Origin of the sequence: Shewanella sp. SR44-3 (assembly GCF_014163735.1) — a bacterium.
GTDB lineage: Bacteria > Pseudomonadota > Gammaproteobacteria > Enterobacterales > Shewanellaceae > Shewanella.
This window is the reverse complement of sequence record NZ_JACJDV010000012.1, coordinates 1-25164: the sequence shown is the minus strand read 5'-3', so window position 1 is coordinate 25164 and position 25164 is coordinate 1. Positions and strand designations below refer to the sequence as shown.

Below are 25164 nucleotides of genomic sequence, written 5' to 3'. Positions count from 1 at the left end.
TCTAGCTCAAGCGCAGATGTTTAGTCAGCGCTTTACGGCGTAACAGCAGCAAAGAAGCAAAGATTAACAGGTAAATTCCAGGTTCAATAATTTCAGACTTCACCGACCAATAAAAGTGAATTGGCGCTAAAACAGCAGCAAGATACACCCAATTGTGCAGTAACTGCCAGCGTTTGCCCATGTTACGTTTCACCCGCTGGAATGAGGTCAACCCGAGCACCAGCAGTAACACTAAACAGCTGGCTCCCACCAAGATATATGGCCGTTTAAGGATTTCTTCAAACAACAATTCCCAAGCAAACAGTAAATCTAAACTGATAAATGCGCTCAGGTGCAGCATGGCGTAAGCCAGTACATAAAGCCCCAATAAACGCCGAGTCTGCAATAACAAGCCTTGTTTAAACCGCTTAGCCAAAGGTGATACCAACAGGGTCACAATCAGCGCATTAATAGCGCCCATACCCGTGTAATGAATAATGTACTGCACAGGATCGCCCCCAGCGTTATCAGTCAACACCAACAGCACTAAATACATTAGGGGTAATAAGCAAAGTAAATGCAGCGCCACTTTAAGCCACACCAGATTGCCAGAGGTTAAGCGCATTAATAAAACCTCTTTAGATCTATGCCTCGATACAAATATGCGACCTCATCGCCATAACCATTAAACATTTGAGTGGGGATACGTTTCGCTGAGAATAGCCCGCCTTCACCTATCCTGCGCTCACTGGCTTGTGACCAACGTGGGTGAGCCACATCTGGGTTCACATTGGCATAAAAACCGTACTCATTATTCGCCAGTTGATTCCAACTGGTTGGTGGTTCTCTGTCTAATAATCGAATGCGAACAATAGATTTAATGCTCTTAAAGCCATACTTCCAAGGCACGACTAAGCGAATAGGCGCACCATTTTGTGGTGGTAATGTCTTGCCATAAAGTCCCACAGCCATAAAAGGTAGTGGATTCATGGCTTCAGCTAAAGTCAGCCCCTCCACATAAGGGTAATGTATTCCGCCTCCCACTAAGCGGCTCTTTTGCCCAGGCATTTGCTCAGGATCATGCAAGGTTTCAAACGCCACATGAGTGGCACTGGACTTAACCCCAACCTTGGCCAGTAAGTCCGCTAAACTAAAGCCAACCCAAGGTATCACCATGGACCAAGCTTCAACACAGCGTAACCGATAAGTGCGTTCTTCTAATGGAAATAACCGCGTTAAATCTTCAAGGTTTAAAGTGATGGGATTATCAACAAGCCCATCTATTGTCAAGCTCCAAGGGTCGACATTCAGCTGCTGTGCATTCTCAAAGGGATCTTGTTTACTGGTGCCAAACTCATAAAAATTATTATGGCGGGTCACTTTATCTTCAGGGGTTAATCCTTCATCAAGCATAAACCCTTGAGGCCGAGAAAATTTAAGTGCAGAACGCACAAATTCACCCTTAGGTTTGTCTGTAAATACATCAAACAACCCCGCTTGAGCCGATGGCGACAGACTCGCCCCCAGCGCACCTAATCCACCAAAGCCCAAAGCTTTCACAATATTACGCCTGTCATTAAACACAGCTTCTGGAGTCACTTGATTGTCCGGTAATGCCCAAGAGGCAGTTTTTTTTATGCCTTGAATAAATGATGATTTCTGACTCATAAAAACCTCTTGTTACTTCTGTTATTTTGTCAATGATTTTGCTAATCACATCGCAGTAAAAAATAAGTATCGCGCATTGTTGATAATTGAATAGACATGGGGAAAGCTAAAAATATTGCAATTAAAGCTAAAAAACACCATCGTGATGATAAAACTAGATCAATTCACAGTATTTTGCTCATTCATTAAGCAATTGCAGCTTAAATCCAGCACCTCAGACTTGCAGCAACCCGCGGCACATGCGACTCTAGGCTATTATTTTCCTTGAGTTACCTTTCATGCCTTTTCCCACTCAACTGACAGCCTTATCTTTACCTCAGCTGATTATTCTTTGCGCCGTTGCATTGCTTGCGTTACTTATTGGCGCCTTATTAAACCAACGGCTGACACGCCAGCGCTGGGAACAAGTTAAAATCGCTCAAGAACTCACCAATAAGCAAGTCAGTGATGCCGCAGCAGCTGTAACCGCCCATCAGCAAGATCTTATCGACGATAAAGACGACATGATAAAACATGCCCAGTCAAAAATTGAGCTGCTTATCGCTCAAGTGTCAAAAGTCGAGTCTCAGGCCGAACGTGCCACTAGCCTTGAACTGCAACTCAGCGACACCCAGCGAAAGCTAATGGAGTCCCAACTGGCATTATCTAAATCCAATGCCATGCAGCAAACCATTTTAATCAAAAGCCGCACCGAACAAGAAGCTTTGCAGGACAAAATCCGCTTACTTGAAACTGCCGAAACGAGGTTAACCACACAGTTTGAAAACTTGGCTAATCGGATATTTGAAGAGCGTAGCGAAAACTTTAAGCAACAAAACGTCAGTCAAATTGATGGGGTATTGGGACCTCTAAAACAGCAATTAGAAGGGTTTAGACAGCAGATCAATGAATCTTACACCCATGAGCAATCTGAACGCAGCGCATTAAAACACCAATTAAATCATCTTCATGAACTCAACATGAAAATGAGTCAAGATGCCATCAACCTGACTAACGCCCTTAAAGGCGACAACAAGCAACAGGGCAACTGGGGTGAAGTCATTCTAGAGCGGGTGCTGCAAGAAAGTGGTCTGCGCGAAGGTCACGAGTACCAGACTCAACAAGAGTTAAAAGATGATAACGGCAAACGCTTCAAACCCGATGTGATAGTGCATTTGCCTGAGCAAAAAGACGTGGTTATTGATGCCAAAATGTCACTCATCGCTTACGAGCGTTACTTTAATAGCAGTGATGACGAGCAAAAACAGCAAGCACTGAAAGAGCACGTTATTTCCATCAGGCAGCATATCAAAGGCTTGAGCCAAAAGGATTATCATAAACTCCATGGCCTTAAGAGCCTTGATTATGTATTGATGTTTATTCCCATCGAGCCTGCTTTCCTGCTCGCTATCGAGCATGATCCCAGCATCATTAACTATGCGTTAGAGCAAAATATTATGTTGGTCAGTCCCACCAATTTGTTGGTGGCGCTACGCACCATCAACAACATTTGGCGTTATGAATATCAAAATCAAAATGCCCAAACCATCGCCAGACAAGCCGCAAAAATGTACGATAAATTTTGCGGTTTCATCGAAGACATGGACAAAGTGGGCCGTGCATTAGAGGGGGCTGAAAAAAGCTATCAAAGCGCCATGGGTAAACTGTCCTCTGGCAAAGGGAACTTAGTTAGGCAAGCGCATTTAATGCAGAAACTGGGGGTCGACACCAGTAAACAGCTGGATAAACAAAAAATCAATTTAGCCCTCAATGGTCATTTGGATGAAAGTCAAAATGAGAACCAAGATGAAGAGCACAATGAACCTCATGCTGCCCAAACAAGATTAAGTGCAGTGACTAGCTAGCACTGCACTTAAACACGCTAACCTCATTGATAGCTGTGCTATAAATAGCATACGCACTAAAAAGAAAAAGCACTGTAGTAGAGTAATTAAATACAGCGACAAATATAGAAACTAAGTACAGAGATTTAAAACAGATAACAGCGTTAACAAAACAGTCGTTACGCTTTGATAACGTCATATATAACAATAGCATACTGAGGCGGAGATTCTCGATTAAATGCACAAAACACTAATGACATCTTGTTTAACGGCAGCCAGCCTGGCGCTGATGTTTTTCTCTCAAAGCTTGAGTGCCTATACTCAGGACCAGCAAACCTATTTGGACGCCAGCCGCGCCCTCGACAACAAACAGTATGCTAAATATCGCACCTTAAGATCTAAACTCAATGGTTATCCACTGGCAGTCTATCTAGACTACAACGCAACCATGGCCGATATTATCAAGTTACCCGGTAAACAGGCCGCCAAAGACATAGAAGCCTTCGCGGGCACGCCTTTATATAACTCCGCCCGTTATCGCTATTTACTTACCGCAGGTAAAGCTAAGCGCTGGGGTGACTTTCTTGCCGTTGCGCCTGAGCGACCTAATGATGTGCGCTTGCAATGCTTTTATCAGCTGGCCAATTACCATCAGGGAAATAAAACCGCCGCCTTTGAAGCGACTCAAGCGCTATGGCTTTATGGCAAATCCCGCCCTGCTGAGTGCGACCCTTTATTTGCACTTTGGAGTAAAGCAGGCCATCGCAGCCAAGGGATGATCTGGTCTCGGTTATTGCTCAGTTTCAATGCCGGCCAGTATGGTTTAGTGAACTATTTGGCGCAAAAAATTACCCGCCATAAAGCCGAGGCTAAGTTATTAGTCTCAGTGTATAAAGATCCCAACAGCTTAAGGCACACCCAAAGATTCAGTAATAATGCCACTATCTACGGTGACATTGTCGATGCTGGGTTAAGAAAACTTGCCTTGTCCAATATTAATCAAGCGATTAAATTATATAAAAAATACCACAAGGCCCATCGTTTTGGCGCAGAGCAAGATGCCAGTCTAAATCACTTTTTAGTGCGCCGCGCCTTGATTTTTAAAGTCGAAAAACAGCGCAACCATATTGATACCATGTTGCCAAAGCTTAAATCTGATGAACTCTTTGGCATGCGCATGCGCTGGGCCATAGGTGAAAAAGATGATGCCACAGTGGAAAAGTATTTAGCTCAACTCAGCCCTAAGGGTAAAGCCGATCCTCGTTGGCAATATTGGCAAATCCGTATTACAGGAAAAACCAACCCAAACCTTGCACAATCACAGGCCAGCACCTTAAGCCAAGAACGTAACTTCTATGGCTTCTACGCCGCCCAATCATTGAATGCCCCTTTAAGCATGAACGATGCGGGTTTGGTATTTTCAGATGAGCTAAAAACCAAATTAAATCAAGACTCAGGCCTTGCAAGGGTCACTGAGCTATTGGCCATTAAACGCCCTCATGATGCTCGCACTGAGTGGATTTACTTACTGAGACGCCATGACAATCAAACCAAAGCTGAATACGGTTTATTGGCATTAGAAAATGGCTGGTATAACTTCAGTGTTGAGGCCAGCATTCAAGGTGAGCAGTGGAATGCTCTTAACTTACGCTTCCCGTTAGCGGCGCAAAAATCATTCGAGAAAGCCAGTAAGCATTTTGGGGTGAATATCGATGAAATTCGTGCCATTTCTCGCCGTGAAAGTGCGTTTCATCGCTTTGCGACCTCAGGTGTGGGTGCTCGCGGTATGATGCAACTGATGCCAGCGACAGCGAAAGAAACCGCCCGAAAATACCGTTTACTCTATAATAAGCCTAACGATTTATACCGCGCCGACAATAACATCATGTTAGGTAGCGCCTATTACAGCCAAATTTTAAAACAATTTAACGGCAATCGAGTACTGGCTACCGCAGCTTATAACGCTGGACCTCACAGGGTAAAACGTTGGTTAGCTGATTCTAAAGGTCAATTGGATGTGATGAGTTTTATCGAGACCATACCTTATACCGAAACCCGTGAATATGTGCAGGCGGTGTTAAGTTATCGAATGATTTATCAGCAGTCCCATTCACCTGATGCGGGTATGTTTACTCCCTATGAGCGTAACTTTGCTTATTAAGCTTACTTATTAAAGCTAAGTGAGCGAATACAAGACAAGGCAACCACTGCGGTAAGGGAGTCATCATTATTTAAGGGCATGAAAATGCCCTTTTTTATATCAAGGTGTTTATTTCAAAACGCTTATCTCAAGGCATAAATTAAATCACTACAGGGGGTTTGCCGTGATGCAACCGACGATTCAATCCCAGCAGAGCGATAACCACAAATCCCCATTAACAGGCCAGGTGTCACGGATTTTAACTCAGCTTGAACAAGTGTTACTCGGCAAGCCAGAGCAAATCAAGTTGGCGTTTGCCTGTATCTTGGGCCGCGGCCATTTACTTATTGAAGATTTGCCGGGCATGGGTAAAACCAGCTTATCTCAAGCCCTAGCAAGTACCTTAGGCATGAGCTATCAGCGCATTCAATTTACCAGTGACATGCTGCCAGCGGACATCCTAGGGGTATCCATTTTCGATAAAGCGCAGCACCAATTTGTGTTTCATAAAGGGCCGGTATTTAACCAAATGTTGTTGGCCGATGAAATCAACCGCGCCAGCCCCAAGACCCAAAGCGCCTTGCTTGAAGCCATGGCCGAGCAACAAATCACCTTAGATGGTGTCACCTATCCTCTGCCCGCACCATTTTTTGTGGTAGCAAGCCAAAACCCCACCGAGCAATCAGGTACTTTTCCTCTACCTGAATCTCAATTAGACAGATTTATGATGAGGATTTCTTTAGGCTACCCAAGCCATGAGGCGCAGCTGAACATGCTAAAAGGTAAGGCCCTAAAAGCCCAAGACTTGCCCTCCTGCATAACCCCTGATGAGCTGCAGGCATTGCAAGTAGAGGTCAGTAAAGTGAGCGCCTCAGATGCGCTACTCAACTACTTGATTGCCTTGGTTGATTATTCTCGACAGCACGCCGATACCACTGGGTTATCACCTAGAGCCAGCCTTGCCTTACTGCAAGCCGCTAAAGCTTGGGCTTATATCGATGAACGCAACTATTTATTGCCAGAAGACATTCAAGCTGTGTTTAGCGCCGTCGCCGAGCATAGAATTCGCACCAGTCACTTGGCCATCGGCCAAACCTTAGCCGACATTATACTCGCCAGCGTCAACCCCATAACCTAACCCTGTACGTTAAGCCTGTAAGTTAAGGCAATGAGTTAACTGGCATGTTAAGAATGTAGCGATGTTCAAGCAGCGCTATAGCCCACAACAGCAAGGAGCGAAAACATGATACATTCTAAGCCTGCTCCTGATGCTCAATTAAAAACTCAATTAGCAGCGCCGCGGCAGACGCTATTAATGCGACTTACCCTTAAGGCCATTCCCAAGAAATTACGCCTTCGCTGGCAAAAGTGGCTCGCAAAACGCATTCCAGCAAGTCGCCAGTTCACCCTAAGCCATAAAAGTATTTTTATCCTCCCCAGCGCCTTCGGCCTAGCTTGGATTGGGCTTATTTTATTGCTGTATTTGTTTGGCACTAACTACCAGAACAATCTCATCATCGGTCTGAGCCTATTACTGGCAAGCCTATTTCAAACCTGCATTATCTACAGTTACAAAAATTTGGCAGGACTTAGATTAAGCGCCATAAAAAATCCACAGATTTATGCCGGTGGTACGGCAAGTTTTGCGGTGGAATTGAGTCATCACGACCTAGGACTTGCGGCAAGTCAAAGTAACCCACATGGCTCTAGGGATAATCGCCACCAGCAAATTTGCCTGCGATTTGCCAATCAACACCATGTCAGGGTCAAACACGTCATCAATGAACAGCTAACTTATGTGCCTTTAGATAACTGCCAGCGAGGCAGGTTAAATCCTGGGCGCATCACAGTTGAATCCTATTTCCCATTAGGCTTATGCCGCACTTGGTCCTATGTGGATTTAGATTTACAACAAATTATTTTTGCCAAACCTAAGCCCTATGAAATCATCTTAAGTGCAGCTGACAAAGAAGCCCAAGAGGATGAGCATGGCCTGCAGCGCGCCGGTGTCAGTGAATTTAATGAGCTTAGGGCTTATGTGCCTGGGGAGTCATTAAAGCAAGTGGCATGGAAACAGTGGGCTCAAGGCAAGGGATTGTTAACAAAAACATTTTCTCAGCCTCAAGGTAAGCCTCTTTGGCTACTGCTGGCTAATATTACCGGGCACGATATTGAAGAAAGGCTCAGTAAACTCGCCTGGCAGGTGGATGAACTGAGCAGGCGTCAGCAAGTTTTTGGTGTGGTGCTCGATAACGCTCACACCATCGAGCAAAACATTGGCGACAGTCACAGGATCACTTGTCAGCAAGCCATCGCCCTATTCCAAACTAAAAGTGGTCGCGATGAGGAAGCTTCCCATGCAGGATAATTTTGATAGCCATATCGGCAGATCCACCCTTTTCTGGCTGCTGCTGACCAATATTGCCATCTTGAGTCCACTGTTTGATAAAATCATGCCTTGGAGCATAGGCATTTGCGCTATTTGCTTTTTATGGCGAGTGGGGATTTATTTTGGCCGCGTTGCAGCGCCGCCTAAACTTCTGGTAACCTCGCTCGCCATTGGCGCCGCCACCACCTTAGGCTTAGTCGCCAGCCAAATTGGCGCCCTCAATGCATTGGTCAACCTATTACTGCTGGGTTATGCACTTAAATACATAGAGATGCGGCAAGTCCGTGACGTTAAAGTCTTAGTGCTCGTGGGCTACTTCCTGATTGGCTTTAGCCTGTTAGAATACAACTCAATCCTCAATACCTTGCATTTGCTGTTAGTGAGCACCATCAACACTTGCGTGCTTATCAGCCTGTATCAAGAGCAAAGTCAGCCAGCGATGGAAACCCTCCCCGAGAGCCGCGGCAATGTAAGAATAACTAGATCCAAATCTAGCCTGCTCAATCTTTCTCAGTTCAAGTTCAGTCTTAAGCTGCTCGCTCAAAGCTTGCCACTGGCATTAATACTGTTCGTGGTATTTCCAAGATTGCCCCCCTTGTGGCTAATGCCCAGTATGGACAATGCCAGAACCGGCCTGAGTAACGAAATGGCGTTTGGGGATATCAGTAAACTCACCCGCTCGGCTGAACTGGCCTTTAGGGTGGGTTTTGATAGCAAGTCCCAAGGCCGACTCGCCAATCAGGATTTGTATTGGCGCACCTTAGTGTTAGATGAATATGACGGTGAAACTTGGCGCCAACACCCCAGTATGCAAGCCATACAAACCTTAACTATTCAAACATTAGTCAGGCAAATTAAACCCACGCAATCAACGCCTGATCTTCAAGGGCACAATAACAAATCAATAGCTTATAACATCATCAGTGAGCCAAGTTATCAAAAATGGCTCTATGGCTTAGATGTCGCCACCAGTGACGATCCTAAACTCACCATGCTACCGGATCATCGTCTCTACGCCTTAAACGACATCACCCAGCGCTTTAGTTATGCTGTGGTGTCCTACCCCAATGCCGTGATGGACAGAGAATTATCTAAAACCATCGCCTCCATCAGCCTGCAATTGCCTAAAGGATTAAATCCACAAACCTTAGCGTTAGCGGCGCAGTTTAAGCTCGATTATCCCAAGCCCAGTGACAGGCTCGCCGCCATGATGAGCTATTTTAATCGCCAAGCCTTCTTTTATACCTTATCCCCGCCTCCCCTTGGCAAGCAGCAAGTGGATGATTTTTTGTTTAACAATAAAGCGGGATTTTGCGCCCACTACGCCTCGGCGCTGGTTTATATGGCAAGGGCGACTGGGCTTCCCGCCCGCGTAGTGGCGGGCTATCAAGGCGGCGAATATAACCCCGAGGCGGGTTATTACAGTGTGTATCAATACATGGCTCATGCTTGGGCCGAAGTCTGGCTTGAGGGCCAAGGTTGGCAGCGGTTTGATCCCACCGCCATGATAGCTCCAGAGCGAATTCTCGATGGTTTTGATGCAAGCTTTGATGGTGCCTCTAGCTACTTATCGGACACACTGTTTACCAGCCTACGCTTTAAGCACACGCCTTGGTTGAATGACCTTAGGTATAAAATGGCAAGTCTAGATTATTACTGGAGTCTGTGGGTCTTAGGCTTTGATGAGACTAAAAAGCAGCAAGTGTTAGACAAGCTTTTTGGCGATATCAGCCTAAGTCAGCTGGCGATGATTATCTTAGGGCTAAGTAGTGTCATCTTGCTTCTCATCGCTTATTCTGCTGGGTTATTGCATTTCTCCTTTGAAGATAAACTTAATCGGCGCTACCTCAGTATTTGTCAGCGGCTGATTAACAAAGGACTTGTCGAGACTAAAGCTCAAGTTAATTCCCAAGCGCCATTGGCACCTATTGCGCCAATTGCTCCTATAGCGCCAATGACTCCTATTACGCCAATGGCTCCTATTACGCCGATGGCTCCTATTACGCCGATGGCTCCGCCGCAGCGCTTTGCCGCAGAAATTGCCCCTAAGCTAACTCAAGTCAACCCCAAGCTTGCCAAACAGTTTGCCGGTTTCAATGCGCTTTATATTGCACTTAAATATCAAGACTTGCCGCCAAAACAGCGCAGACTTAAGCAAAAACGCTTTCACGCCCTGTACCGCAAGCTAAGATTTGGGCTTTTAGTTAACTAACCTCTCCATTAATACGGGTTATCACGCCTTTAAGATTGAACCTTATAAGTCAACCACATAGAATAAAGCCAACTTAATTTTTCGGCTAACTGGATGCACCATGCTCACGTTAATTCAATCCAATCAGATGGAAGTATTATCTGAACAATTAGCCAAACTGCTGGCAACCCCATTAGATGAGACAAACCTGCTGGCCAGTGAGCATGTGCTAGTGCAAAGCCCGGGCATGTCCACTTGGCTTAGGCTCGAAGTCGCTCGCCATAATGGCATAGCTGCCGCCCTTGAATTCCCGCTGCCCTCAAGCTTTATTTGGCAACTTTGCCACACCCTGCTGCCCGACGTCCCCAAGGATAACGCCTTCACAAAGCCTGCCATGACCTGGAAGTTGATGGACTTATTGCCGCGCCTACTGGACGATGCTGACTTTGCCCCTTTGGCGACCTATTTATCTGCTGAGAATTTAACTACTGAGCTGGCCACTGAGCTAGCTCCTGAATTAAAACCAGAGCAAGCCGCAGCAGCGCCTGACTCAAGATCCCAAGCCATTGCTTTATCGGCGGCGCAAGATGCCATCAAGCGTTATCAACTATGCAGCCGCATCGCCGATATTTTTGACCAATACTTGGTCTATCGCCCCGAGTGGATCTTAGCTTGGGAGCAAAATAAACCACTGACTTCATTAGATAATAAACTCAAACTCGATGACAGCCAGTTATGGCAGCCCAAATTGTGGCGCGCACTTATCGACTATAACCGCGATGAACTGGGCGCCAGTCCCTATCACAGGGCTAACTTACATGAGTCATTGCTTGAAGCCTTAGCCGATGAGCAAAGCTCTGTCGCCAACCTGCCCCAAAGGCTATTTGTGTTTGGCATTTCCTCCATGCCGCCACAAACCTTAGAAATCCTGCATCAACTGGCAGGGCGCATTCCAGTGATTATGCTGGCCTTAAGCCCTTGTGAGCATTATTGGGGGGATATCATAGATCCCAAAACCCGCGCCCGCATGGCACTGCAATACGCAGATAAAAAACAGCTTCCACAGGATTGGGAGTCAAGCCTTGAGGTGGGCAACCCGCTACTTGCCAATAACGGTAAGCTTGGCCGTGAGTTACTGGATCTGATGCTCGCCTTGCCAAGCGAGCACACAGATTTTGGCTATGACTGTTATGTCAAACCTTGGGATATTAATCCTAGCGTGCCAAGTTCAGCTCATCTAAGCCAAATAAGTACGTCGCAAAACGCCAAGTTACTTCATGGGGTGCAGTATGACATTTTGCAAATGGAAACCTTAGGCGTAAGCCTAGGACCAGATGCAGCGCTGTATAACAATATTCCAGAGCGCCGCCTGTTACAGCCAGACGATGACTCTATCACCATCCGCACCTGTCACAGTCCCTTAAGAGAAGTTGAAACGTTACACAATCACTTATTGGCCATGCTGAGCCGCCACCCGCAGCTGCATCCCAAAGACATAGTGGTCATGATGCCAGATGTGGCCGCCTACGCCCCCTATATTGATGCGGTGTTTGGCACCGCCAATGCCGAAGCGTCTGGGATTGATGGCGCGGGCCAACAAGGCAATAGTTATATTCCCTATGCCATCGCCGATCGCGGCGCAGCGGCAGAGTCGCCGCTTATCAATAGTTTTTTAAGCTTATTAAACATTAATCAGAGCCGCTTTGCCTTAACTGAAATCATGGGGATTTTAGAGGTCCCCGCCATTTTAAGGCGCTTTAAACTCAGCGATGATGAGCTTAATCAAATTCGCCTCTGGCTAGATGAGGCCAATGTCCGTTGGGGCCGAGATGAGCACAGCCGCGCCGCCTTAAACTTGCCGGCGTTTGAGCAAAACTCTTGGGCTTTTGGCATTCGAAGGTTAATTCTAGGTTACGCCTTTAATGATGCAGCGCCCCTGTATCAAGACACCTTATTAGTGCCAGGTCTTGAAGGGCAATCGGCTCAGGCCCTTGGCAAGCTAATGAATTTCCTTGAAACCTTAGATGATTATCGCGCCCTGTTTGCCGCCTCTAGCGCCACTCATCAACGCCTGTTTGAGCTGCAAACCTTGCTTCAAGACATGTTCGAGGCCGATGACGATGAGCGGGAAGAAATTCAAGCCATTAATGAAGCTATTGCCAAATTAAGCGAGGAACTAAAAGGCGCCGGCCATCAAGGTATGCTGGATATTGAAGTGCTTAAAATCTGGTTTAACCAACGCTTAAGCGAGTCTCGCGTGGGTCAGCGCTACCTTGCAGGAAGCGTCAATTTTTGCACCTTAATGCCGATGCGCTCAATCCCCTTTAACATGGTGTGTTTACTGGGCATGAATGATGGCGATTACCCTAGGGTACAGCACCCAGTGGGCTTTGATTTAATGGCCCACTTTGGCGCTAAAAAAGGTGATCGCTCGCGGCGCGCCGATGACAGATACTTATTTCTCGAAGCCCTACTCTCCGCCCGAGAGCAGCTGTACATCAGTTATATCGGCCAGAGTGAACGGGATAATAGTGAGCGTATTCCCTCGATGTTAGTCTCAGAGCTCATTGAATATTGTCAGCTTTGCTACCTAACCCCAGAGATGAAAGCGCAGCTCAGCAAACTTAATGAAGAGCAAATCCTTGCCTTGAGCAAACCTTGTGATGATGCCCTGCTCGCACGGCTTATTCAGGCGCAGCCGTTACAGCCTTTCGATCCAAAGCTGTTTAGAGACAATCAAGCCCTAGGCATTGCCCTGCAGCAGAGTTATCACAGCCAGTGGTGCCCGCCGAGCACGCCAGCTAATAACACAACCACTGCGCCAGCCTCTGCTGAAACCTCAGCTAACACTTGGGTTATGAATAGTTCTGGGCGTTTTTTAGGGCCAAACCAAAGCCTGCCTCAGTCAATATTAGCAGACAGCTTATGGCCGCAATGGCACAGTGATTTGGAGGAAAAAGCGGTATTTGCCGCAACGGATGCTGAGCTTGAGCTATCTGCCCTACTGAGATTTTTCAGAAATCCCAGCCAGTTTTTCTTTAATCGCAGCCTAAAAGTGGATTTATCCTTAGACATTCAAGCCGATGACAACGATGAGCCTTTTAGCCTGAATGCGCTGGAGCGCTACCTGTTACAGGCGAAACTGTTAGATAAAATATTAGCACCTGACGTTGATAACTCTGACCTTAATAACAATGATCTTGATAACAATGGCCTGAATAGGAAGAAAACGCCTGAAGCAAGCCTTACCCAAGCACTAAAAGCCGCGGGCAGTTTACCCATGGCACCCTTTGATGAGCTATTACTGAGTCAGTACCAAAGGGACATGGCGCCGCTCATTGGCAGGGTGCAATTTATGCGCGGCGAGCAATGTGAGCCAAGAAGCCTTAATCTTGAACTGGAATTTAGCTTCAGCCCAGAGCAAGTTCTGGCTAACAGCCTTGAGCCTGCTTCAATGAACAGCCTTGAGCTGAGTGAAATTAGCCTTGAGCCTGCACTAATAAACAGCTCAGAGCTCGCCCATAAAGCCGCCCAAGCGCCGCTTAAACTCACCCTACTTGGGCGCATCGACGACATCCTGCCCAAGGGGCTGATAAATTATCGACCCGGCGCCGCCCACGGCCGTGATTTAGTGCGGGTATACCTAAGGCATTTATGCCTCAATGCCAGTGGTCAGCAGCAGACCAGCTATTTACTGGATATGGCGCAATTTCATAGCTTTGCACCAATAACGCCAGCCCATGCAACAGCGCAACTTAAGGCCTTTATTCTGGCCTATATTCAAGGGCAAACGCGGCCATTGTGCTTTATGCCCCGCACCGCCTTTGCTTATGTGGAAACCCCAGGTAGTCATCAAGAAAAATTAATCGCCGCGCAAAAACTGTGGCGAGATGAGCAAAATCAGCTAGGGGAAGGTTTTGAGCCCCATAACCACAGGCTGTTTCGCTTTCCTGAAGATTTCACTGAGTCAGGCTTTGGCGCCATCGCCACCACATTATTGAGCCCCATGCTGAGCCTGTATCACAAGGGCAAACTCAGTGAGTTAGAAGATTTTGTCAGTCAGGCAGCGGTTGGCCATAGCTCTGTAGAAAAGAGCGAAGTAGAACAAAGTGTTGGCAGAACAGCGGACGATGCAGTTACAAGCAAAGGGGAGCGCCATGACTGAGCTAAAACAAACTGAAATAGCGCTAGCAGAAGTTAAACAAGCAAAAGCTTGCCAAACAGACTTAAGCAAGGGCCCTAGCATTAGCCCAACCCGCAGCCCACTGGATGCATTAACCTTGCCGTTTTTAGGCTCAAGTCTTATCGAAGCCAGTGCCGGAACCGGTAAAACCTACACTATTACAGGGCTTTACCTAAGGCTACTTCTGGGCCATGGTGAGCTGCCACCACTTGGCTGCGAGCAAATTCTCGTGGTGACCTTCACCAATGCCGCCACCCAAGAGCTCAGGGATAGAATTCGAAAACGCATCCAAGTGGCGTTTAAATGCTTCCTTGGGGTGGCCGTAGAGGATGAATTTGTCAATGCCTTAAAGCAGGCGTTTCCAGGATCTGAGCGCCAAATTGCCTTAAAACGGCTGGATTTAGCCCTTAAATCCTTAGATGAAGCGGCCATTTTTACTATTCATGGTTTTTGTCAGCGGATTTTGGCGGATTTAGCCTTTGAATCTTCATTGCTGTTTGAATCTGAATTCACCTTAGATGACAGCGAATTTTTACACCACAGTGTGCGAGATTTCTGGCGAGAAACCTGTTATCCCTTGCCCCCCTATTTAGCCGAAATTATCGCCAAACACTTTGGTGAGCCCGATACCTTAGCCAGTAAACTACGCCCGTTGCTTGGGCCCAATGAAGCCAAGACCTTAGGGGCTATTCCATCGTTTAACACCTTAACTCAAGGCTTAACCACCAGCCTTTCACGGCTCAAACTCTTGTGGCAAAGCGAGCATGAAAACACCTTGGCCTTGCTCCACAGCTTGCCCCTAAACGGCACCCGCTTTGGTAAGCAAAGCGATGGCTACCCCAAGCTTGGACAAATGTTTGATGAATTAAGCCACTGGGCCATGGCAGACTATGGATTGCCAAGCACTAAAGCGTTGAGCAGTTTGGCGTTATCAGAACTTAAACTCAACAAAGGTGGGATTATCCCCAGTGCTGCTGAGGCGCCGTTACTGGCTCATTTCGATCAGATTAATATTCTTATCAATAACTTTATTCCGGCGTTTTTATTGCGCGCCAAAGAAGGCATTAAACAGCGCTTTATGGCACAAAAACATCAACGTAATTTAATGGCTCCCGATGATTTATTGTCAAATCTTGCCAGCGCCTTAGATGCCAACCCTGATACCTTGGCAAGCGCCATTGGCCAGCGCTTTCCTGTAGCGCTTATCGATGAATTCCAAGATACCGATCCGCTGCAATTTAACATTTTCAGCCAAGTGTATGGCAAGGCGTCAAGTGAGGAGCAACACCTCGAAGCTAGCCCAAAAACGGGCTTAAGCTTATTGATGATTGGCGATCCCAAACAGGCGATTTATGCCTTTCGCGGCGCCGATATTCACACTTATATTCAAGCAAGAAACCAGACCCCGGCCCATTACAACTTGGCCACTAACTTTCGCTCCAGTGAAAATCTGGTGCTCGGGGTGAATCGCTTATTTGCCCAACATAAGGATCCCTTTATCAATCAGGCGATCCCTTTTGATAGTGTAAAAACCCCTAGCTCGGCGGCAGAGAAACAACTGATTGGCGCTCAGATATCAAAGGCTGCGCTGCAAATAAAGTTGCTGGCCGAAGACGCTGAATTTGGGCTTAACAAGACCCAAGCAAGGCAGCACTTAGCCGCCGATGCAGCCAGTGAAATCCGTCAATTATTGACACAATCTCAGCAAGGTGAATGTCAGTTAAGCGAGTCCAATAAGCCGCCGCGCCCCTTGAAAGCCAAAGATATCGCGGTATTGGTTCGTGACAGGAATGAAGCGGCTGTGATTAAAGCTGCCCTTAATGCCCGCCAGATAGGGGCGGTGTTTTTAAGCCGCGATAGCGTGTTCGACACCTTAGAGGCGCGGGAATTACTGCTACTGCTGCGGGCATTAGCCAACCCCAAAGATGAGCGCTTACTCAGAGCCGGCCTTGCCACCGAATTGATGGGCTATGATGCGCTGCAAATTCACAGTTTTAATCAGGATGAAGACAGTCGTCAGACACTGCTCAGCCAATTTTATCATTGGCACCAATTGTGGCAACGCCAAGGAGTGATGCCCGCCCTGTTGGCACTGGCTAATTGGAGTGGTTTGATCCCAAGATTTTTAGCCAAAGGCTCAACGAAAGACTTTTTAGCCAAAGGCTCAGCTAACGATTCACACAACGATTCACACAACAATAGCGCCGCGCCTCAGTCAACATCGGCAACTGAGTTTGATACCGAGCAAGATGAAACTCAGCCATCAGAGCTGGCCTCAGGGGAGCGCAGGCTAACAGATTTTCGCCATCTGTGTGAATTACTGCAACAAAAAGCCACTGAGCTCGATGGCAGCGCTGCCCTTATCAATTGGTTTGAGCAACAACTGATTGCCGCTAATACCACAGATGAGCAGCAATTAAGGCTTGAAAGTGAGCAAAACCTAGTGCAAATCGTCACGATTCATAAGAGTAAGGGCCTAGAATACCCAGTGTGCTTTGTGCCATTTGTGAGCTTAGCAAGGGGCAGTAACCGTCGCCCAAGCCCCATTCTTTATCATAAAGAGGGTCAATTGATTTGGGATATTCACGACACAGATGAAGGCCTTGAAAGCTATCAGCAAGCCCATTTAGCCGAAGATTTACGCCTGCTATATGTCGCGCTGACTCGGCCTGTGTTTCGCTGTTATTTATACATAGCCAATCAATGCCGCCAGCTCAAAGGCGGCGTTAGCAGCCAATTGGCAGAAACCGGTATAGGCTATCTACTTGGCGCCAAGGATAAAAAAGTCGACTTTAGTTTTATTCAAGGGGCGGTGCAGGCGATAACCGCTGATATTCCTGCCATCGAAGTGAGCTTAGTGAGTGATAATCCTGACACCCAAGTGTTAGCAAATAATGACGATAATGACCATCACTTAGCCCCAAAAACCTTAACTCGCGGTTATCAAACCCCTTGGCGTGTGGGCAGTTATTCAGGTTTAGTTAAGCATCAAGCCCACGAAAAAGTGAGCCCAGGCGCCGATGATGAAGAATTCACCGACGAGCTCACGCTACACTTTACTGAGCAAGAGGCTCATGAGACTGTGTCAGCGCATTTAGCTGATAAGCCACTAGCGCCTGCGCCCCTATATGAGCCAGCTCCGCAGGATGAATTAGTGCCGTTGGATAGATTCAGCTTCGAGCGCGGCGCCAATGCCGGTAGCTTTATGCACTTAGTGTTAGAAAACTTTGACTTTAGCCAGTATCAAAGCCAGCTGAGTGATGCGATTAGGGATGCCATGGTGCACTATGGCTTTGATGTAGAGCTTTGGCTTGAGCCACTAACCACTTGGTATCAAGAGGTAGTGACTACGCCGCTACTGCTCCCTGAGCAAACACCACGAAATACCCAGTTTGCAGCAAGTCAGCAGCAAAGGCGTTTTAGCTTATCCGAGCTTAATCCTTCTAAAATCAAGGTGGAAATGGAGTTTTACCTGCCGATTTCGGCCCTTGGCAGCCTTGCCCTCAATAAGCTGCTTCAATCCCATGGTTATCAAGCGCAGTTAAGCTTTGATACCTTAAGGGGCATGCTCAAAGGTTTTATCGATTTAACCTTTGAATATCAAGGGCAATTCTTTATCGCCGATTACAAGTCTAATCATTTGGGTCATAGCCTTGAGGATTATCAAATGGCTAATATGGCCAAGGCCATGGATGAGCATCAATATCATTTGCAGTACATCATCTACACCTTAGCCCTGCACAGATACCTTAAATTGCGCTTGCCAAGTTATGACTATGACACCCACATAGGCGGCTGTTTTTATTTGTTTTTGCGCGGCATGAGCCCAACACACTTAGGCACGGGAGTGTTCTTTAATCGCCCATCGCTAGACTTAATCAAGGCTCTGGACAGCCTCTTTAGTGACGGCGAAAGTAAAATTGAAGCTCAAGTTGACAGTCAAAGCATGCCAAGCAGTGAAACTAAGGTAGCAAAACCCCTTAAGGGCTCAACTCTATGACCAAGCAAAAAACGCCGCCTATGATAGCGCTGACGCCAATAGCATTGGGGCGGACTGCTCTAAAACAGATAGCTCTGAAGCAGATAGCACTGAAGCAGACTGCACTGAACCAAACAGCAGAGACTCAAACTGCCCAAAGCCACGACACTCAGGCTCAAATAATGCCAAGCTTAAGAGAGCGGCTTAAATATTGGCAAGAGCTGCGTTTACTCACGCCGCTTGACAGACACTTTGCCTTGTCCCTTTGTGATATTGAAGGTTTGGATAAGCACAATCCAGAAGCTGAGCTATTTATGCTCATCTGCGCGCTGTTAAGTCGGCAGTTATCTAATCAACACAGCTGCTTAGTGCTGTCGCAAATAGATTTAGCTAACCCTATGATGGAAGAGTGCTACCGCGCTCCCGCCTCTTGCAGCATTAACTTAAGCTTAACTGAGCTTGAACAGCAACTCAGTCAATTTAGCGCCGTTGGCCAAGCCGGCGACAATACCCCGCTTATCTTAGATACAGGCTGCCTTTACTTAAATAAGTATCACTTTTTTGAGACCCACGTTGCCCATAAACTCAATCGATTAGCGCAAACCGAACTCATAGCGACTAGCAATGCGTTTGATGCAGGCACGCTTAATCAAGTGCGTCAGCAACTGGATTGCCTGTTCCCCGCTGCTGAAAAGGCGCAGATAGACTGGCAAAAAGTCGCCACCGCCACCGCGCTCACCAAGGCCTTAGCAGTCATCACCGGCGGCCCTGGTACGGGTAAAACCACCACAGTGACTAAGTTACTGCTGTTATTGCAAACTCAGTCAGCAATGAACATTAAATTAGTGGCTCCGACTGGAAAAGCGGCGGCGCGCCTCAGTGAATCCATTAAAGACTCGAAAGCCAAGCTGCATGACTTTCTATCCCAGAAGCTTAAGCAAACGGCCAGCTCTCCTGCTTCAACGATATCTAGGCAAAGTTCACCGCCAAAGAAGCAGGCTCAAGGGCAGATGAGCCTAGACTTTGACCATACTATCGCTGAAAACCAAACTATGGCTGAAAACCACACCGACGCTGAAAACCAAACTGACATCCACACTGAGAATGTGAGCCCAGACTCAAGCAGCCAGTTAGCCCTTAAGCAGTTAATCGACTCCCTTAGCCTTATTCCAGAAGAGGCCTCGACCTTGCACCGTTTATTGGGGGTTATCCCTCATTCCCACAAGTTTAGGCATGATGAGCATAATCCCCTTAGGCTAGATTTATTGGTGGTGGATGAAGCCTCCATGGTTGATTTACCTATGATGCACAAGTTGTTAAGTGCCCTACCTAAAGATGCGCGGCTGATTTTACTTGGGGATCAAGACCAATTGGCCTCAGTGGAAGCCGGCGCCGTGTTAGCGGATATTTGCGCAGGCCTTAAGGCGCCAACCTCGAGTGCGGTGCAATGGCAGATGCGTTATTCTCATGAACAAGCGCTATTGCTTGAGGCATTAACGGGGGAAAAACTAACAAGATATATTCACCCACAAGCCAGACTTGGGGATAACTTGTGCATCTTGTTTCACAGCCACCGATTTAAAGGCGATGCCGGCATTGGTCTTTTGGCCGCAGCGGTGAATCGCGCCGATATTAAGGCCATCAGGCAAGTGTGGCAGCAACAACATCAGGAGCTTAACTGGTTTGAGCACCACACAGATGCAAACTCTGCTCAAGGAAAAGACGCCTTGCTGGCACTATCCGTGTCTGCCTATGGTGATTATCTAAGCTTAATTGCAGACAATAAGCGCCAATTTGAGATAACTGATGCCAGTGCGCTTCATAGCCCCAAGACCATTATCGACAGCTTTAATCAATACCGGATTTTATGCGCCATGCGCGCCGGTGAGTTTGGTGTCGATGGCATTAATGCAGCCCTGACCCAAGCCCTAAAACAGCGCAAACTTATTGACCCCAAACAAGAGTTCTATCTTGGAAGGCCCATTATTATCGCCAGTAACGACTACAATTTAGGACTGTTCAATGGCGATATCGGGCTGATTTTACAAGACAAAGATCAACCCACTCGCTTGATGGCACACTTTATCAAGGCCGATGGCAGCGTGCTTAAGGTTCAGCCCGCGCGCCTGCCAAGTCACGATACTTGTTATGCCATGACAGTGCATAAGAGTCAGGGCAGTGAATTTGCCAAGGTGAGCTTTGTGCTGCCGCCAAAGCCCAGCACAGCCCAATGGCAATTGCTCACTAAAGAACTGCTCTATACCGCGATAACTCGCGCTAAAGCACAATTTTATTGCTTGGGAAGCCAGCCTGTGTTTGAGCGAGCCAGCCGCCAAGTGACTTTAAGGGCCTCGGGACTTGCGCGGCGCTTATGGGAAGCCTAATACCATAGCGTTAACGTGACTCAATATTTCTTGCAAAAAGCGGGCAATAATTGATGAAAACTTAACGCGGCGCTATTGCTTTAGCTGCCATAGGCTCATTATCATAGGCACACTTTTTTTAGGGGCCCAAGCTTGGCTTTTTCTGGCCCTAGGTTTTACTTTTAGGAGTTATCATGGCTAAGATTAATGTGCTGCTACTTTGTGGTGGCGGCGGCGCCGAACACGATATTTCATTGATGTCGGCGCGTTTTTTTGAGACGTCCTTAGCCAAATCTGAGCAATTTTCTGTGCTTAAACTCACCTTAGATAAACAGGGGCACTATCATACAGAAAATGGCGACTTGTGCTCACTCACCAATCGCCGCGAGATCCGCTTCGAAGACGCTAGCATCGCACCTTGGGCGGTGGATTATGTCATCCCCTGTATTCACGGGTTCCCCGGTGAAACCGGCGACATTCAGTCTTACTTCAACTTAATTCAACTGCCCTATTTTGGTTGTGAATCTGAAGCATCCAGCAACTGTTTCAATAAGATCACCGCCAAGATGTGGTTCAGTGCCTTAGGTGTGCCCAATACTCCGTACATTTTCTTGCATCAATTTGACCAAGACGCCATTGCCCAAACCCAAGCCGCCTTCGACACTTGGGGCTCAGTGTTTATCAAAGCCGCCTCTCAAGGCTCATCTGTGGGCTGCTACAAGGTCGATGTACGTGACAATATCGCTAAGGTACTGGAAGAGGCCTTCGGCTATGCGCCTTATGTGGTGGTAGAAAAAACCATTAAGGCCCGTGAGCTTGAAGTGGCAGTATATGAATATCAGGGCGAAATCATCGCCACCTTGCCCGGTGAAATCATCTGTGACACCAATAACTTTTATAGTTTCGATGAAAAATACGCCAAAGATTCCAAAGCGCGCACCGATGTGGTCGCCAGCAATTTGTCGCCAGAACTCAGCCTGCAGATCCAAAACTATGCCATCAAGGCATTTAAAGGCATGAAGCTGCGCCATTTATCCCGTATTGATTTTTTCTTAACTCAAGATAATGAAATATTACTAAATGAAATCAATACCTTCCCTGGGCTAACCCCTATATCCATGTTCCCTAAAATGCTGCAAAATCACGGTCATGACTTCACTGAGTACTTGAGCGATGTGATAAGCCAGCAACTCGGCCGTTAACGGCAAAAGCGCCAGTCTCACATAAGTTTGAGACTGGCGCTTTTTGTTTACGCCTTAAATCATGATGTTCCAAATCCTACTGCCCCATACATCTCAAGCAACTCATGCAACTCAAGTAACTCAAGTAACCCAAGTAACCCAAGTAACAGTAATATAAAGTGCGCTCAACGCAAGTAATACGAATAAAAACAGTTCTCAATTGATTTCATTGCTGTAGAATATCGGCTTGTCATTTTTAGTCTTAGGTCCTGCTCTGTGTCATTGATGTCTATTTCATGGCGGCAACTGCTGTTTTCCTCTCAATTATCCTTGCTGCTGCGCACCATGGCGGCGCTCTTCGGTGGTTATTTTGTCGCGGCGTCTGCCAGCGCCCTCATGGCGGTGGCATTACCCCTGCCCACCACAGACAGCAGCATCGTGGCCATGATGAGCGCCTTTATTATCTATGCCCTGTTTGCCATCTGGGTATTTAGCGTTAAGCGGGTCGCCCTCGCTTGGGCGCTTGTATTGCTGCTTGGTGGCAGCTTTTCCGCTTTGGCGCTGCTAGTTCACCACAATTAGCTCATCGCTATTAATTCATCACGATTAGAACACCACAAAAGACTCGTAAATAGGTTAATTAACCTATTTACGAGTTAAGAGATTAATTATGAAAGACACTTTTTTTCGTTCCATGACTTGGCTGCACACTTGGGTTGGGCTGTTAGTCTGCTGGGTGTTATTAATTATTTTTTATGCTGGCAGCTTAAGCTATTTTCGCCATGATATTTCAATCTGGACCGCGCCTGAGCTTCATCAAGGAGTATTGCAGCAGCAAACGCCGCAAAACCTCAAGCCACAGCTGGATAAAGTGCAGCAATTACTGCAACAAAAAGCCGCCAATGCCGATAGCTGGTTTATTTCGCTGCCCAGCAGTCGCCATCCTTACTTAAGTTATGGCTGGCAAGACGCCGCCAAAGAGCCAAGACGCAGGGGCACCTTTACTGAAGAAATATTGAGTGCCGATAACCAAACCGTTATCACGGATAAACGCAGCTCCCGTGGGGGTGACTTTTTCTACCGTTTACATTTCGACTTACACTATCTCCCTGTGATTGCCGCCCGCTGGCTGGTGGGCCTGTGCAGTCTATTTATGCTGTTGGCGCTACTCAGCGGTATTGTTATCCATAAACGTATCTTTAAAGACTTCTTTAGCTTTAGGGTCAACAAAGGGCCACGTTCTTGGCTCGATGGTCACAATGTCACTGCCGTACTGGCACTGCCTTATCACTTAATGATCACCTACACCGGCCTTGTGACCTTTATGATGATGTTTATGCCTTGGGGAATAATGACAGCCTTCGATGGCAAAGATAGCAATGAGAAAGTGCGCGCATTCAGAAGCCAAGCCGCCAGCGAGCAAGTGCAAACCTTTGAGCCAATAAACTTAGGCTCAGAAGATGTAAATTCAGCGAAGCTTAACCGCCAACAAGTGGACCAAGTTTATGTATTAAGCCAGCTATTGCCATCAATTGAGCGACACTTAGCCCATAAGCCCATCAAGCAGATTGTTATCAGCCAGCCCCAAAGCCCAGATGCCAAAGTGAACGTCTACCCCGATCTTGCCAAAGAAGTCACGGATAAACGCATTCCTTGGATCCTCAATCCCTTTACTGGTGAGCTCATTAGCAAACCGTTTGATCAAGTGTCAGCCAGCAAGGCAACCCATGACACCTTTATGGCGCTGCATACCGCACGCTTCTCTGAGCCCGTGCTTAGAATAATATTCTTTATTTGCGGCCTAATGGGCTGCGCCATGATAGCCACGGGTACTGTACTTTGGGCGGTTAAAATCCGTCAAAAGCAAGCCAAGAACATAGCCCAAGGCCACAAAGCCAGCTTAGGGCTGCGCTTAGTTGAAGGGTTAAACTTAACCTTTATCGCAGGCCTGCCCCTTGGCACAGCAGCGTTTTTCTATGCGAATCGCTTACTTGCCCCGCAACTTGACGGCCGAGCGCAATTAGAAGTGGATAGCTTTTTTATCGGACTAGGTGTAGTTGGTTTATGCGCGCTGATCAGCACAGGGCTTCAAATGTGGCGCACCGTGCTTGCCTTCACTGCACTGGCCTTTGCCATGCTGCCGCTACTCAATGGCCTCACATCAAGCCAACACCTGTTCGATAATATCGCCACTGGCCAATGGGTGTTAGTAGGTTTCGATCTGATGAGCCTCATTTTCGCTCTCGCACTGAGTTTTGCAGCAATCAAATGCCACAACAAAGCCGCAGTTAAAGCCACTGATAAAGCCGTTATTCCTAGGAAAAATCGCACTGCAATTCACATGAACACACAGGTTATGCCAAGTACTGATACTAGTACTGATGCTAGTACTGATGCTAGTACTGATGCGAATGCTGTTATTGAAACAGCAAGCCCAGGAGGTCAATAACATGCTCAGCCTACTGCTTGCTTGTTACCTTAGCTTTTGCTGCTTTTCACTGGCCATGTTTGGTCATTTCAGAGAGGTGTTCTCCCGCCCTATCAAACCATTAGGGTCTAAGCTATTTCGCCTTGTTGCCTGGACCAGCTTATGTTTGGGTTATGCTTTTTGCATCAACACTCAAGGTGTAGCCTACGGCAGTGTGATCTACATGGGACTGTGCACCCTAGCTGCGCTACTTGTGGTATTAAGCCTCAACTACAAAGCCAAACAGCTACCCAACTTGATGCTGCTGTCCTTAGTCTTTATCAGCCTTGATGCACTCCAGGCTATATAAACAAGCCTCGATTATGGACTAAGTATTTGAGTAATTGATTAGTTGCAAGGTGACCTCGACCATTGGGCTAACGTCTCGTGTGACGCCGTATTCTTATTGGTAAGAAGGCCCCTATGGGCTCGGGCGCAGCATCCCTGCAGCCTCATTCAAGAAATAGACTCGAGCCATTTAGTCCAACAGCCTCTTATTGGCCTCTGCGTTACCGTTTAGCTTTAATCAACAGGCATTAATTGAGCAGATCATTGATAAACTTTGGCCGGAGTTTAACGCGTTTTTGCCCCAAAGCTTGTTTGTAGTATTGTGATTCGCGGTAAGGTGAACTCGTCCATTGGACTAACGTCCCGACTGACGCCGTCAACACGTCCTTGTGGGCTCGGGCGCAGCATCCCTGCTGCTCACGCACTCGAGCCATTTAGTCCAACACCCTCTCATTAGCCTCAGTGTTGCCATTTAGATAAAAAAATCAGCATGTTTGTGTATATGCATGATGA

At 47.1% G+C, this 25164-nt stretch carries 14 protein-coding genes; 12 read left to right on the top strand and 2 right to left on the bottom strand.

Translation table 11 applies throughout. The features are described 5' to 3' along the window. Window position 1: 1 nt before the first annotated feature. Together msrQ and msrP are read right to left on the bottom strand one after the other, a co-directional pair. Window positions 2–604 (bottom strand): protein-methionine-sulfoxide reductase heme-binding subunit MsrQ, encoded by a 603-nt coding sequence (gene msrQ, locus H5073_RS08585; RefSeq protein ID WP_182678902.1) that lies wholly within the window; start codon window positions 602–604, stop codon window positions 2–4. Further along, the gene (gene msrP, locus H5073_RS08580; RefSeq protein ID WP_182678900.1) at window positions 604–1647 is read right to left on the bottom strand and encodes a protein-methionine-sulfoxide reductase catalytic subunit MsrP; all 1044 of its coding nucleotides are present in this window, start codon (window positions 1645–1647) and stop codon (window positions 604–606) included. Before msrP ends, msrQ begins: the two co-directional genes overlap by 1 nt. 278 nt (window positions 1648–1925) lie before the next feature. Between msrP and H5073_RS08575 the strand changes: the two genes are divergently transcribed. From H5073_RS08575 to H5073_RS08520, 12 genes are all read left to right on the top strand, one after another. Continuing rightward, a complete protein-coding gene (locus H5073_RS08575; RefSeq protein WP_182678898.1) occupies window positions 1926–3491 on the top strand; it encodes a DNA recombination protein RmuC in 1566 nt (521 codons plus the stop codon). 217 nt (window positions 3492–3708) lie between these two features. Beyond that, a complete protein-coding gene (locus tag H5073_RS08570) occupies window positions 3709–5631 on the top strand; it encodes a transglycosylase SLT domain-containing protein (protein ID WP_182678896.1) in 1923 nt (640 codons plus the stop codon). Window positions 5632–5797: 166 nt separating this feature from the next. Continuing rightward, the gene (locus H5073_RS08565; RefSeq protein WP_182679007.1) at window positions 5798–6748 is read left to right on the top strand and encodes a MoxR family ATPase; all 951 of its coding nucleotides are present in this window, start codon (window positions 5798–5800) and stop codon (window positions 6746–6748) included. Between the two features lie 105 nt (window positions 6749–6853). After that, window positions 6854–7978: a DUF58 domain-containing protein gene (locus tag H5073_RS08560; RefSeq protein ID WP_259394856.1), complete on the top strand. Its 1125-nt coding sequence runs from the start codon at window positions 6854–6856 to the stop codon at window positions 7976–7978. After that, complete coding sequence (locus tag H5073_RS08555; protein ID WP_182678894.1) at window positions 7968–10211, top strand: DUF3488 and transglutaminase-like domain-containing protein; 2244 nt, start codon at window positions 7968–7970, stop codon at window positions 10209–10211. The genes H5073_RS08560 and H5073_RS08555 overlap by 11 nt, the downstream gene beginning before the upstream one ends. Before the next feature lie 100 nt (window positions 10212–10311). Next, window positions 10312–14355, top strand: a complete 4044-nt coding sequence (gene recC / locus H5073_RS08550; RefSeq protein WP_182678892.1) for an exodeoxyribonuclease V subunit gamma — start codon at window positions 10312–10314, stop codon at window positions 14353–14355. After that, window positions 14348–18373: a UvrD-helicase domain-containing protein gene (locus H5073_RS08545; RefSeq protein ID WP_259394855.1), complete on the top strand. Its 4026-nt coding sequence runs from the start codon at window positions 14348–14350 to the stop codon at window positions 18371–18373. Before recC ends, H5073_RS08545 begins: the two co-directional genes overlap by 8 nt. Next, window positions 18370–20736, top strand: a complete 2367-nt coding sequence (recD, locus tag H5073_RS08540) for an exodeoxyribonuclease V subunit alpha (protein WP_182678890.1) — start codon at window positions 18370–18372, stop codon at window positions 20734–20736. The genes H5073_RS08545 and recD overlap by 4 nt, the downstream gene beginning before the upstream one ends. Window positions 20737–20909: 173 nt before the next feature. After that, window positions 20910–21917 carry a D-alanine--D-alanine ligase gene (locus H5073_RS08535; RefSeq protein ID WP_182678888.1) on the top strand — a complete coding sequence of 336 codons (1008 nt, stop codon included), beginning with the start codon at window positions 20910–20912 and terminating at the stop codon, window positions 21915–21917. A gap of 264 nt (window positions 21918–22181) precedes the next feature. Next, window positions 22182–22478 (top strand): hypothetical protein, encoded by a 297-nt coding sequence (locus H5073_RS08530; RefSeq protein ID WP_182678886.1) that lies wholly within the window; start codon window positions 22182–22184, stop codon window positions 22476–22478. Between the two features lie 88 nt (window positions 22479–22566). Next, entirely contained in the window at window positions 22567–24345 is a 1779-nt protein-coding gene (locus tag H5073_RS08525) for a PepSY domain-containing protein (protein ID WP_182678884.1), read from the top strand. 1 nt (window position 24346) lies between these two features. Continuing rightward, on the top strand, window positions 24347–24673 hold the full coding sequence (locus tag H5073_RS08520; RefSeq protein ID WP_182678882.1) for a DUF3325 domain-containing protein: 327 nt from the start codon (window positions 24347–24349) through the stop codon (window positions 24671–24673). The last annotated feature ends 491 nt before the right edge of the window (window positions 24674–25164 follow it).

Bases quoted from the DNA above. Each gene is read 5' to 3' on its own strand.
- H5073_RS08545 (WP_259394855.1), top strand. From the start codon at position 14,348: ATGACTGAGCTAAAACAAACTGAAATAGCGCTAGCAGAAGTTAAACAA.
- msrP (WP_182678900.1), bottom strand. From the start codon at position 1,647: ATGAGTCAGAAATCATCATTTATTCAAGGCATAAAAAAAACTGCCTCT.
- H5073_RS08525 (WP_182678884.1), top strand. From the start codon at position 22,567: ATGAAAGACACTTTTTTTCGTTCCATGACTTGGCTGCACACTTGGGTT.
- H5073_RS08520 (WP_182678882.1), top strand. From the start codon at position 24,347: ATGCTCAGCCTACTGCTTGCTTGTTACCTTAGCTTTTGCTGCTTTTCA.
- msrQ (WP_182678902.1), bottom strand. From the start codon at position 604: ATGCGCTTAACCTCTGGCAATCTGGTGTGGCTTAAAGTGGCGCTGCAT.
- H5073_RS08570 (WP_182678896.1), top strand. From the start codon at position 3,709: ATGCACAAAACACTAATGACATCTTGTTTAACGGCAGCCAGCCTGGCG.
- H5073_RS08535 (WP_182678888.1), top strand. From the start codon at position 20,910: ATGGCTAAGATTAATGTGCTGCTACTTTGTGGTGGCGGCGGCGCCGAA.
- recD (WP_182678890.1), top strand. From the start codon at position 18,370: ATGACCAAGCAAAAAACGCCGCCTATGATAGCGCTGACGCCAATAGCA.
- H5073_RS08575 (WP_182678898.1), top strand. From the start codon at position 1,926: ATGCCTTTTCCCACTCAACTGACAGCCTTATCTTTACCTCAGCTGATT.
- H5073_RS08560 (WP_259394856.1), top strand. From the start codon at position 6,854: ATGATACATTCTAAGCCTGCTCCTGATGCTCAATTAAAAACTCAATTA.
- H5073_RS08555 (WP_182678894.1), top strand. From the start codon at position 7,968: ATGCAGGATAATTTTGATAGCCATATCGGCAGATCCACCCTTTTCTGG.
- H5073_RS08565 (WP_182679007.1), top strand. From the start codon at position 5,798: ATGCAACCGACGATTCAATCCCAGCAGAGCGATAACCACAAATCCCCA.
- H5073_RS08530 (WP_182678886.1), top strand. From the start codon at position 22,182: ATGTCTATTTCATGGCGGCAACTGCTGTTTTCCTCTCAATTATCCTTG.
- recC (WP_182678892.1), top strand. From the start codon at position 10,312: ATGCTCACGTTAATTCAATCCAATCAGATGGAAGTATTATCTGAACAA.